Annotated in this window: 9 protein-coding genes and 4 tRNA genes; 4 read left to right on the forward strand and 9 right to left on the reverse strand. The window is 61.0% G+C overall.

The genetic code is table 11. The annotated features are described in order from the left end of the window. Positions 1-15 precede the first annotated feature (15 nt). The 7 genes from clpX to AC5WNI_RS12105 all read right to left on the reverse strand — a co-directional run bounded on the left by clpX (position 16) and on the right by AC5WNI_RS12105 (position 4,352). On the reverse strand, positions 16-1,305 hold the full coding sequence (gene clpX / locus AC5WNI_RS12075; RefSeq protein ID WP_043331299.1) for an ATP-dependent Clp protease ATP-binding subunit ClpX: 1,290 nt from the start codon (positions 1,303-1,305) through the stop codon (positions 16-18). Positions 1,306-1,390: 85 nt separating this feature from the next. Then, positions 1,391-2,011, reverse strand: a complete 621-nt coding sequence (gene clpP / locus AC5WNI_RS12080; protein ID WP_043331300.1) for an ATP-dependent Clp endopeptidase proteolytic subunit ClpP — start codon at positions 2,009-2,011, stop codon at positions 1,391-1,393. Between the two features lie 122 nt (positions 2,012-2,133). Further along, entirely contained in the window at positions 2,134-3,486 is a 1,353-nt protein-coding gene (tig, locus tag AC5WNI_RS12085; protein WP_487886379.1) for a trigger factor, read from the reverse strand. Positions 3,487-3,801: 315 nt separating this feature from the next. Continuing rightward, positions 3,802-3,876, reverse strand: a tRNA-His gene (locus tag AC5WNI_RS12090). 68 nt (positions 3,877-3,944) lie between these two features. After that, positions 3,945-4,019: transfer RNA gene (locus tag AC5WNI_RS12095), tRNA-His, on the reverse strand. A gap of 93 nt (positions 4,020-4,112) precedes the next feature. Beyond that, positions 4,113-4,189, reverse strand: a tRNA-Arg gene (locus AC5WNI_RS12100). 86 nt (positions 4,190-4,275) lie between these two features. Beyond that, positions 4,276-4,352 (reverse strand) — tRNA-Pro (locus tag AC5WNI_RS12105). 598 nt (positions 4,353-4,950) lie between these two features. Between AC5WNI_RS12105 and folD the strand changes: the two genes are divergently transcribed. Together folD and mtnN are read left to right on the forward strand one after the other, a co-directional pair. Continuing rightward, positions 4,951-5,820: a bifunctional methylenetetrahydrofolate dehydrogenase/methenyltetrahydrofolate cyclohydrolase FolD gene (gene folD / locus AC5WNI_RS12110; RefSeq protein ID WP_175088614.1), complete on the forward strand. Its 870-nt coding sequence runs from the start codon at positions 4,951-4,953 to the stop codon at positions 5,818-5,820. A gap of 85 nt (positions 5,821-5,905) precedes the next feature. Further along, on the forward strand, positions 5,906-6,616 hold the full coding sequence (gene mtnN / locus AC5WNI_RS12115; RefSeq protein ID WP_176677555.1) for a 5'-methylthioadenosine/S-adenosylhomocysteine nucleosidase: 711 nt from the start codon (positions 5,906-5,908) through the stop codon (positions 6,614-6,616). A gap of 106 nt (positions 6,617-6,722) precedes the next feature. Here the strand turns inward: mtnN and cysS are convergent, their stop codons facing one another. Together cysS and AC5WNI_RS12125 are read right to left on the reverse strand one after the other, a co-directional pair. Next, complete coding sequence (gene cysS, locus AC5WNI_RS12120; protein WP_487886380.1) at positions 6,723-8,105, reverse strand: cysteine--tRNA ligase; 1,383 nt, start codon at positions 8,103-8,105, stop codon at positions 6,723-6,725. Between the two features lie 202 nt (positions 8,106-8,307). Next, positions 8,308-9,987: a glutamine--tRNA ligase/YqeY domain fusion protein gene (locus AC5WNI_RS12125; RefSeq protein ID WP_487886378.1), complete on the reverse strand. Its 1,680-nt coding sequence runs from the start codon at positions 9,985-9,987 to the stop codon at positions 8,308-8,310. A 238-nt stretch (positions 9,988-10,225) separates the two neighbouring features. On the opposite strand from AC5WNI_RS12125, the gene AC5WNI_RS12130 reads away from it, so the two are divergent. Both AC5WNI_RS12130 and AC5WNI_RS12135 read left to right on the forward strand, forming a co-directional pair. Continuing rightward, positions 10,226-10,720 (forward strand): peptidylprolyl isomerase, encoded by a 495-nt coding sequence (locus tag AC5WNI_RS12130; protein WP_175088611.1) that lies wholly within the window; start codon positions 10,226-10,228, stop codon positions 10,718-10,720. Between the two features lie 152 nt (positions 10,721-10,872). Then, positions 10,873-11,646: a UDP-2,3-diacylglucosamine diphosphatase gene (locus tag AC5WNI_RS12135; protein ID WP_175088610.1), complete on the forward strand. Its 774-nt coding sequence runs from the start codon at positions 10,873-10,875 to the stop codon at positions 11,644-11,646. Positions 11,647-11,695: the final 49 nt, after the last annotated feature.

Genomic DNA, 11,695 nt, shown 5'->3' on the forward strand with positions numbered 1-11,695 from the left:
TCAGGCCCGGACGTTTCAGCCGTCCTTGCCGGCCACCTTGCCCTGACTCTCTTCGTTCTTGGAGTAGATCAGCAGCGGCTTGCTGTCGCCGGCAATCACCGACTCATCCACCACCACCTTGCTGACACTCTCCTCGGACGGGATGTCATACATGGTGTCGAGCAGCACGGACTCGAGGATCGAGCGCAGACCACGTGCGCCGGTACGACGCTCGATGGCCTTGCGAGCCACGGCACGCAGCGCATCCTCACGCAGGTCCAGCTCGACATCTTCCATCTCGAACAGGCGCGAGTACTGCTTGACCAGCGAGTTCTTCGGCTCGGTCAGAATCTGCACCAGGGCATCTTCGTCCAGCTCGGTCAGTGTCGCGATGACCGGCAGGCGGCCAACGAACTCGGGGATGAGACCGAACTTGACCAGATCACCCGGCTCGACGTCTGCCAGCACGCGGCCCACGGTCTTCTCGTCCTGCTTGCTCTTGACCTCGGCATTGAAGCCGATGCCACCCTTCTCGGCGCGTTCGCGGATCACCTTGTCCAGGCCAGCGAAAGCACCGCCGACGATGAACAGGATGTTGCCGGTATTCACCTGCAGGAATTCCTGCTGAGGGTGCTTGCGACCGCCCTGCGGCGGCACCGAGGCAGTGGTGCCCTCGATCAGCTTGAGCAGCGCCTGCTGCACGCCTTCACCCGAGACATCACGCGTGATGGAGGGGTTGTCGGACTTGCGCGAGATCTTGTCGATCTCATCGATGTAGACAATGCCGCGCTCGGCCTTCTCGACATCGTAATCGCATTTCTGCAGCAGCTTCTGGATGATGTTCTCGACGTCCTCACCGACATAACCCGCTTCGGTCAAGGTGGTCGCATCCGCGATGGTGAACGGGACGTTCAACAGGCGCGCCAGCGTCTCGGCCAGCAACGTCTTGCCGCTACCGGTCGGGCCGATGAGCAGAATGTTGGACTTGCCCAGCTCCACTTCATCCGCGGCCTTCTGACCGGCGCGCAGACGCTTGTAGTGGTTGTACACCGCCACGGACAGCACACGCTTGGCGCGGTCCTGGCCGATCACGTAATCGTCGAGAGTGGAACGAATCTCACGCGGCGCCGGCAGGCGATCATCATCACCTTCGGCGTCGGCTTCGAGGACCTCTTCGCGAATGATGTCATTGCACAGATCGACACATTCGTCGCAGATGTAGACGGAAGGTCCCGCGATCAGCTTGCGCACTTCATTCTGGTTCTTGCCACAGAAGGAGCAGTACAGCAGTTTGCCGTTCTCGTCCTTGCCTTTGCCGTCAGCCATTCGCGTACCTCTCAATGGCGGCGACTCCCCGGGGAGCCGCCGGAAATGCATGTTTGCCGACGTCAGGTCAGCCGTTTACGCGGGATCATTCCACGTCGGGACGGCGTTCCAGCACGGCATCGATCAGGCCGTACTCCACTGCCTGATTGGCCGCCATGAAGTTATCACGGTCGGTATCATTGGCAATGGTGTCGAAGTCCTGGCCAGTGTGATGCGCGAGAATGCGATTGAGCTTCTCACGGATGGTCAGGATTTCCTTGGTGTGAATCTCGATATCCGTGGCCTGACCCTGATAGCCGCCCAGCGGCTGGTGGATCATGACGCGGGAGTTCGGCAGCGCGTAGCGCTTGCCGGCGGCACCGCCTGCCAGCAGCAAGGCACCCATGCTGGCTGCCTGGCCGATGCACACGGTGGACACGTCGGGCTTGATGAACTGCATGGTGTCGTAGATCGCCATCCCTGCAGTCACGGAGCCACCCGGCGAGTTGATGTACAGATGGATGTCCTTGTCCGGGTTTTCAGACTCGAGGAACAACAGCTGAGCCACGACCAGATTGGCCATGTAATCCTCAACCGGACCCACAAGGAAGATCACCCGTTCCTTCAGCAGGCGGGAATAGATGTCATAGGCCCGTTCGCCGCGAGCATTCTGCTCGACAACCATCGGAACCAGACCGCCAGCATTCTTGATGTCGAAGTCGTTCATGGGGGCTTCCTTCATCCGATGACATTGATATCCATTGAGCATGCCACTTTACCCCGCCCACTGACCAGAGACCCGGCCGTAGCCGGGTCCTGGTCTAGCAAGCACTAGGGGTCAACCAAGCTTCAGGCTTGCTCGCCTTCGGCTTCAGTAGCCTCTTCTTCTGCTTCTTCCTGCTGCTGTGCAGCCTGCAGGGCTTCCTGGTAGGACATGGCAACGTCCTTAACCTGAGCCTGTGCCAGCAGCTTGTCAACGGCCTTCTCTTCAAGCAGCACGGACTTGAGCTGGTTGCGAGCCTGTTCGTTGGAACCATAGTACTCGGTGACCTGAGCCGGGTCCTGGTACTGCTGAGCCATTTCTTCAACGCGAGCATTCAGCTCTTCGTCGCTGACGTCCATCTCGTTGCTGCTGACGACTTCGCTGAGCAGCAGGCCAGTCTTGACGCGCTGTACCGCCTGGTCCTGGAACAGCTCGCCCGGCAGCTGGGAGACGTCGAAGTCTTCGCCCAGACCGAACTGCTGTGCAGCCTGACGCTTCAGACCGTCGATTTCCTGGTCGGCCAGGGCCTGCGGCACGAAGATGTCGTTGGCCTTGGTCAGTTCGGCCAGCACCTGCTGCTTGACGCGATTCCCGATCGCGTTCTTCAGCTCACGCTGCATGTTCTTCTTTACTTCCACCTTGAAGCTTTCGACATCGGCAGCTTCGAGGCCAAACTGGGCGATGAACTCTTCGTTCACTTCCGGCAGTTCCTGAGCCTTGACGGCGTGGACCTTGACCTTGAAGGTCGCTTCCTGACCGGCGAGGTGCTCGGCCTGGTAGTCAGCCGGGAAGGAAACCTTGATTTCCTTGTCGTCGCCGGCAGCAGCGCCGACCAGCTGCTCTTCAAAGCCCGGGATGAAGCTGTTGGAGCCCAGCACCAGCTCGTGACCTTCTGCCTTGCCGCCTTCAAAGGCCTCTTCACCGAGGAAGCCTTCAAAATCGATCTTGACCTGGTCGCCGTCAGCGGCAGCGCGCTCGACGTCGGTCCAGGAAGCGTTCTGCTTGCGCAGGGTCTCAATCATCTCTTCGACGTCGGCGTCGGTCACTTCGGCCTGCGGACGCTCGATTTCAGCGCCTTCGATCGGCTTCAGTTCGATTTCCGGGTAGATTTCCAGAGTCGCGACGAACTCCAGATCCTTGCCGGCTTCATCGACGGTCGCATCGATCTTCGGCCAGCCAGCCGGGTTCAGTTCGTTTTCGGTGACGGCGGTCACGTAATGCTGGCGCATAATCTCGCCAACGATCTCGTTGCGCACGTCCTTGCCGTAACGCTGTTTCACCACTGCCATCGGCACGTGGCCCTTGCGGAAGCCGTTCAGACGAACGGTCTTGGCGGTTTCCAGAAGACGGGCGTTGACGGCCTGGTCGACTTCAGAAGCCGGCACCGTGATGGTGACCGTGCGCTCGATCGGAGAAGTCGTTGCGACAGAAGCTTGCATGAAAGTTCCTCTACCCACTGGTGGCGTTCGAATCATAAAGGCGAAGATTGTAGAAACCCCGCCACGCGCTGGCAAGCGCGGATATGACCCCTTCATATGGTGCCTTGGTCCAAGTTATTCAAGGACCCCGGCCATTTTCTGCTCCACCTACCCGCCAGACAGGCGCCTGGAGCGCCCGGCGACTCGGAATCGTCATGCATGGAGCAGTGCGAAAAAACCAAAAAAAAGGAGGAGAAAGCCATTGGCCTTCTCCCCCTTTTGCGGCATGCCGCCCGCCCAAGTGGGCCAGGCAGCATCCTGATATTCATCGAGACGTGGGGTGGATGATGGGGTTCGAACCCACGACCACCGGAGTCACAATCCGGGGCTCTACCACTGAGCTACACCCACCACTTCTGGAGGTTGGACAGAAAGCCTGCCGTCTCCATCTCGTTGATACTGCTCAAGCTGACATGCAATGGGGTGGATGATGGGGTTCGAACCCACGACCACCGGAGTCACAATCCGGGGCTCTACCACTGAGCTACACCCACCACTGCATGAACATCTTCACATCGTCTGGTCGCAGTCATCAGGCTCAATGAAGAGCATTCCGACATCCACTTCGATGACAAACGTCATCTCGATGGCACGCCCAGCAGGACTCGAACCTGCAACCTACGGCTTAGAAGGCCGTTGCTCTATCCGGTTGAGCTATAGGCGCAGAAACTAATGCTGCGAGTCAACCTCCGGACAAAGCCCTGAATACTGTTTCAAAAGGCCGAAGCCTTGCAATACATTGCATTCAAGTGGTCGGGATAGAGGGATTCGAACCCCCGACATCCTGCTCCCAAAGCAGGCGCGCTACCAGACTGCGCTATATCCCGAAACCGTCTTCAACCGACCGTCGAACCCCGTCGATGCGAGGCGTATTCTACCGAACTTTCGTCTGCGGTCAAGCCCTTACGTGAATTCTTTCCAAAAGAATCGTTTGCCCCTCGCGCTGTCATGCCAATGTCATGTCGCGAGCTTTCATCCATGAAACTCCCCCAACTTCTCTGCTTGCTGATACAGGACGCCTTACCTGTCATCGCTTCTGCCACTGACGCAGTGATGACTTGCGACGGCTGAGTGCCGCCGGTGGACTGACTATCGTCCTCACGCCTTCTACTTCTCCGCCCTACAACCTCCCCTTCCACCCCACCCTTCTCCTTTCCTTGCTTCTACCTATGCCTCTACCTTTATCTTGGCCTTTACTTGCACCCCTGAAGATGGAGCGTCAAGGCGACAATCGCATGGCATGCCCCCACTCTCGCCTGCCTCCTGACGCCGTCACCTGGCCTGTGGGCGACTGCGGAAGACCTGACGCCCATGACAGCTTTCGACCAAGGTCGTCATTCGGCGTTGACTGGAGGGCGAGGCATGCGAAAATTGGCCATCGTTGTCCCTCCTGCATTTATCGCCCACGAGAAGGAATGATCGCTGATGTCAGCACAACTGATAGATGGCAAGGCCATTGCCGAACGCGTACGCCAACAGGTAGGCCGTCAGGTCGATGCGCGTCGTGATGCCGGTGAACGTATTCCGGGGCTTGCCGTCGTGCTGGTCGGCGAAGACGCGGCGTCCGAGGTCTATGTCCGCAACAAGCACCGCGCCTGCGAGAAGGCTGGCATCCTCTCCACCCAGCACCGGCTGTCCGCTGACACCACTCAGCAGGAGCTGGAAGCCCTGGTCGACCAGCTGAATGACGACACCAGCATCGACGGCATCCTGGTACAGCTGCCGCTGCCGGCGCATCTCGATTCACGCCCGATTCTCGAGCGCATCCGCACCGACAAGGACGTGGACGGCTTCCACCCCTACAACCTCGGCCGTCTGGCGCAGCGCCTGCCGGTGATGCGCCCCTGCACGCCCAAGGGCATCATGACGCTGCTGTCCGAGAGCGGTCTGCAGGTGCGCGGCATGGACGCCACCATCGTGGGAGCTTCCAACATCGTCGGTCGCCCGATGTCACTGGAGCTGATGCTGGCCGGCTGCACCACCACCGTCTGTCACCGCTTCACCAAGGACCTGGAAAGCAAGGTCCGCCAGGCCGACCTCGTCGTGGTCGGCGTCGGCAAGCCGGGCCTGGTCAAGGGTGAATGGATCAAGGAAGGCGCCATCGTCATCGATGTGGGTATCAACCGCCTCGACAACGGCTCACTGGTCGGTGACGTGGAGTTCGCCCCGGCAGCGGAACGTGCAGGCTGGATCACGCCAGTACCGGGCGGCGTCGGCCCGATGACCGTTGCCTCTCTGCTGGAGAACACCCTGTTCGCCGCCGAGCTGCACGATGCCCAGCTGGCCGGCAAGTAAGTACAAGCCCTCTCGCTGACACCTCCCCTGGCCACGGGGCATCGCGTGACAGGATGCCCCGCAGGCCCTGCTTCAGGATTTCACCATGTCCCTCAAGACACTTGGCATCATCGGCGCCATGGCCGAGGAAGTCGCCATCCTCGCCGAACTGCTGGAAGACAGCACCACGACTCGTCATGCCGGCTCCACCTTCCACGTCGGTCAGCTGCATGGCCTCAAGGTCGTGCTGCTGCAGTCCGGGATCGGCAAGGTCAATGCCGCCGTGGGCGCCTGCCAGTTGATCGAGCGCTACCAGCCGGACGCCATCATCAACACCGGTTCCGCCGGGGGCTTCGCCTCTGATCTGGAGATCGGCGATGTGGTCATCTCCAGCGAAGTGCGTCACCACGACGTCGATGCCGTGGTGTTCGGCTACGAATACGGCCAGGTGCCGCAGATGCCGGCCGCCTACCCGTCAGACCCGGCACTGGTGAAGATCGCGCGCGAGTGCGTCGAAGCCCAGGGCGAGATCAAGGCACGTGAAGGCCTGATCTGCACCGGAGACATCTTCATGGCAGACCCGGAACTGGTCGCGCTGACTCGCTCACGCTTCCCGGACATGCTGGCCGCCGAGATGGAAGCCGCCGCCATCGCCCAGACCTGCTTCGTCTATGAGATGCCGTTCGTGGTCATCCGCGCGCTGTCTGACATCGCCGGCAAGGACAACAACAGCCAGTCCTTCGAGGAATTCCTGCACGTCGCCGCACGTCAGTCCTCGCGCATGGTCGAGGCCATGGTCAAGCGCCTCGCCAGCTGATCAGCCGCTGCCTGAGAGCGACCCCGCCCGACCGGCCATGAAAAAACCGCCGCCCCTCTCGGGACGGCGGTTTTTTTCGCGGTGACAATGTGTCATGCCAACCGTGTCAGCCTTCCAGCACCCAGGTCGTCCCCTCGCGGGAATCCTTGAGGATGATGCCCTGAGCGGCCAGCTCGTCACGAATACGGTCAGCACCCGCGAAGTCCTTGGCCTTCTTGGCAGCAGCACGCGCCTCGATCTGCGCCTGGATCTCGTCTTCCGACAACGCCAATGCGGCTGTGTCACCCTTGAGGAAGACCGCCGGGTCCTGCCCGAACAGCCCCAGCAGGCCGCCCAGCGACGTCAGCTCGAAGGCCAGCGCCGGCGCCTGATGCGGCGCCTCCTTCTTGGCACGGTTGAGCTCGCGGGCCAGCTCGAACAGCACCGACAGCGCACCGGCCGTATTGAAGTCGTCATCCATGGCAGCCACGAAGCGTGCCCGCCAGTCACCTGACACCTCACCCTGTTCGGGCGTGACGTTCTCCAGCGCATTGTAGAAACGCTCCAGCGAACGACGCGCCTCATCCAGCGAGTTGGTCTCGTAGCTGATCGCGCTGCGGTAATGACTGGCCACCAGCAGGTAACGCACCACTTCCGGGTTGTGCTGCTCCAGCACATCACGAATCGTGAAGAAATTGCCCAGCGACTTGGACATCTTGTCCTGCCCGACACGCACTGCACCGGCGTGCATCCACACGTTGGCATACTGCTGACCAGTGGCGGCTTCGGACTGGGCGATCTCGTTCTCGTGATGCGGGAAGGTCAGGTCCGGACCGCCGCCGTGGATATCGAAGGTGTTGCCCAGGCAGCAGGTCGACATCGCGGAGCACTCGATATGCCAGCCCGGACGGCCCGCGCCCCAGGGGGATGGCCAGCTGGCCTCGCCCGGCTTGGCGGCCTTCCACAGCACGAAGTCAAGCGGGTCTTCCTTGGCCTCTTCCACTTCCACGCGCGCGCCGGACTGCATATCATCGAGCTGACGGTTATTGAGCTTGCCATAGCCCTCGAAACGACGCACACGATAGTAGACGTCCCCGTTGCTGGCCGCGTAGGCAAAGCCCTTGTCGATCAGCGTCTCGGTCATCGCGATGATATCGCCGATGTGCGCGGTCGCCCGTGGCTCGCGATCAGGCCGCAGGATACCCAGACGCCCCTCGTCTTCGTGCATCGCCTGGATCATGCGCTCGGTCAGCGCCTCGAAGGCTTCGCCATTCTCATCGGCTCGCTTGAGGATCTTGTCGTCGATATCGGTAATGTTGCGCACATAGGTGACGTCATAGCCACGCGCACGCAGGTAACGCGTGATGATGTCGAAGGCCACCATCACACGCGCATGGCCGATGTGACAGAGGTCATAGACCGTCACGCCACAGACGTACATGCGCACCTTGTTGCCTTCCAATGGCACGAAGGGTGCCTTGGTCCGGCTCAGGGTACTGTAGATGGACAGTGTGCTCGCGGCATCTTCGAGTGAAATCATTCAGTCATCGCCCTTGGCTACTTTGCTGACAGCGCTCTGTCAGCCTTGCGAAATGGAGCGACCCGCAGGCCGATCATGCAACTTCGTCATCGAAGGTACAGGATCCGCCTGCGGGCCGTGAAGCGGGTCAAAAGTCATGCCAGCAGACCTCCCGCAGGAGGCCTGGCTGCCATCAACCCTTCTTCTGGGCCTTGGCCCAACCGTCCTTCAGGCTGACGGTACGGTTGAAGACCAGCGCGCCATCGACGCAGTCATGGCGGTCGGCGACGAAGTAGCCGATACGCTCGAACTGGTAACGCGTTTCCGGCACGGCATTGCGCAGGCTCGGCTCACCGAAGCCCTTGACGATGCTCAGCGAGTTCGGATTGAGATGCTCAAGGAAGTCGACATCCTTGTCACGGTCCGGCTCGGCTTCCAGGAACAGGTTCTCGTACTGACGCACCTCGACCGGTACCGCGTGCTCGGCGCTGACCCAGTGGATGACACCCTTGACCTTGCGGCCTTCCGGGTTCTTGCCGAGGGTATCGAGGTCGACACTGCAACGCAGCTCGACGATCTCGCCGGCTTCATCCTTGATCACTTCATCACAGCGGATGACGTAACCGTTGCGCAGACGCACTTCCTTCTCGGGCGCGAGACGGAAGAACTTCTTCGGCGCATCTTCCATGAAGTCATCGGCGTCGATCCACAGCTCACGGGTCAGCGGAATCTGGCGCGTGCCCATGTCGTCACGTGCTGGATGGCCGGGCACCTCGAAGACTTCCTCATGGCCTTTCGGCAGGTTGGTCAGCACCACCTTGAGCGGATTGAGCACGCACATGGCACGCAGCGCGTTGTCTTCTAGGTCCGAGCGAATGGCGTGGTGCAGCATGCCGATCTCGACCATGCCACCATCCGCACGGCTCACGCCGATCATGTCGCAGAACTTGCGGATGGAAGCGGCCGTGTAGCCACGACGACGCATGCCCGAGATGGTCGGCATGCGCGGATCATCCCAGCCATCGACGACGCCTTCGTCCACCAGCAACTTCAGCTTGCGCTTGGAAGTGACGGTGTAATCCAGATTCAGACGCGCGAACTCGATCTGACGCGGCGTGCTCGGCACCGGCAGGTTAGCCAGGAACCACTCATACAGCGGACGATGGTCCTCGAATTCCAGCGTACAGATGGAATGCGTCACGCCTTCCAGTGCATCGGACTGACCGTGGGTGAAATCATAGGACGGATAGATCTTCCACTTGTCGCCGGTCTGGTGATGGCTGGCATGACGGATGCGGTAGAGGATCGGGTCGCGCAGATTGATGTTGGGCGCCGCCATGTCGATACGGGCACGCAGCACCTTCTCGCTCTCGCCGAATTCACCCTTCTTCATGCGCTCGAGCAGGTCGAGGTTTTCCTCGGGGCTACGCTCACGGTAAGGGCTCGGGCGACCCGGCTCCTTCAGCGTGCCACGATACTCACGAATCTCGTCCGGCGACAGGTCATCGACATAGGCCTTGCCTTCACGCACCAGGTGCTGGGCCCAGGCATAGAGCTGGTCGAAGTAATCGGAAGCGAAGCGCACCTTGCCGGCCCACTCGAAGCCCAACCATTCGACGTCTTCCTTGATGGCGTCGATATAGGCCTGCTCTTCCTTGGCCGGGTTGGTGTCATCGAAGCGCAGGTGACAATCGCCACCGAGCTGCTGCGCCAGACCGAAGTTCAGACAGATCGACTTGGCGTGCCCGATATGCAGGAAGCCGTTGGGCTCCGGCGGGAAACGCGTGACAACCTTATCGGCACGGCCGGCCTCGAGTTCTTCGCGGATCTGGTTAAGCACGAAGTTCGGGGCGCTCTGGGTCTCGGTACTCATGAAGTTTCGCTGCACCTCTGTGTGGTTCCTGGGCGTCGTATTGCGGGTCGTCATGTGGTTGAACGAACGTGCGCAAGGACAACAAGACGGATGATCGGGGCTGCATCCACGCGCCTGCCGCCCGCTCAGGCTTTCGTGTCTGGATGCAAAGCCGCTATTATAGCGCGACGCCCGCAGGCGATGCCATGAAGCCGCGCCTGCCTGACACTTGAGCAAGACAGATGACCGGGAAGCCCGAATGATCGTTCTTCACACCAACTACGGCGATATCACCCTCGAACTCAACCACGAGAAGGCCCCGAAGACCGCGGCCAACTTCGAGCAGTACGTGCGTGAAGGCCACTACACCAATGTCCTTTTCCACCGCGTCATTCCGGGTTTCATGGTTCAGGGCGGTGGCTTTGACACCGACTTCAACCAGAAGCCGACCAATGGCGTGATCGAGAACGAAGCCGACAACGGCCTCAAGAACGACCGCGGCACCGTGGCCATGGCTCGCACCATGGACCCGCACTCAGCCAGCGCCCAGTTCTTCATCAACGTCAATGACAACGACTTCCTGAACTTCACCAGCAAGACCAGCCAGGGCTGGGGTTACTGCGTGTTCGGCAAGGTCGTCGAAGGCATGGACGTGGTCGAGAAGATCGAAGCGGTCAAGACTACCCGTCGCGACGGCCACGCCGACGTGCCGGCAGAAGACGTGATCATCACCAGCGCCGAAATCACCGAATAAGCGATTTCGCCTGATCACGCCGCAAGGCGTGCCTGCCGCCCGGCCTTGCCTCGTGATCGCGAGTGTCAGGCTGGGCGGTTTGCGTTATGAACCCCAACGGCAGTGCGCCCTTGCGATGCCCTGCTGACCGCCCACCTTCGCGGACCCCGACCATGAACACGACTGCCACCACCCTCTTCATCTCCGACCTGCACCTGCAACCCGACACACCCGAGATCGCCCAGGGCTTTCTCGACTATCTGGCACGCCTGGCATCCTGCCAGCCTGCCGTCGAGCGTCTGTTCCTGCTGGGTGACATCTTCGAGGTCTGGGTCGGCGATGACTATCGCAACGACTTCACCGACAGCATGAGCGCTGCGCTCAAGCGCATCGCCGAGCGCGGCACCGCGATCTTCTTCATGCACGGCAATCGCGACTTCCTGGTCGGCGAGACCTTCGCGGCCGAGGCCGGCGTGACACTGCTGCCCGACCCGAGCGTGATCGAGCTGGACGGCGAGCGTGTGCTGCTGATGCATGGCGACAGCATGTGCACCCGCGACGAAGCCTACATGAAGTTCCGCGCCATGACCCGCGACCCTCAGTGGCAGGCACAGATTCTGGCCATGCCGCTTGAGCAGCGCCTGGCGCTGGCCCAGTCACTGCGCATGCAGTCCGGCGAGACCAACAGCGAGAAGGACGAGGCGATCATGGACGTCACGCCCGAGGAAGTGGTGCGCGAGATGCGTGAGCACGACGTGCGCACGCTGATCCATGGCCATACGCATCGTCCGGCGGTGCATGAACTCGAGATCGATGGCGAGCCGGCGCGCCGGATCGTGCTCGGCGACTGGCGTCCGACCCAGGCCTTCGACATCATCGCTCGTGGCCAGGGGCCAGAGCTGCGCGAATTTGCGCTGCCGCTGGTCGATGCGATCACTCACGACTGATCGCCGCTGAGCACCCAACGCATGTGACAACACCACTGAGCGCTCCGCA

The organism is Cobetia sp. PDI-12MA (assembly GCF_059507695.1).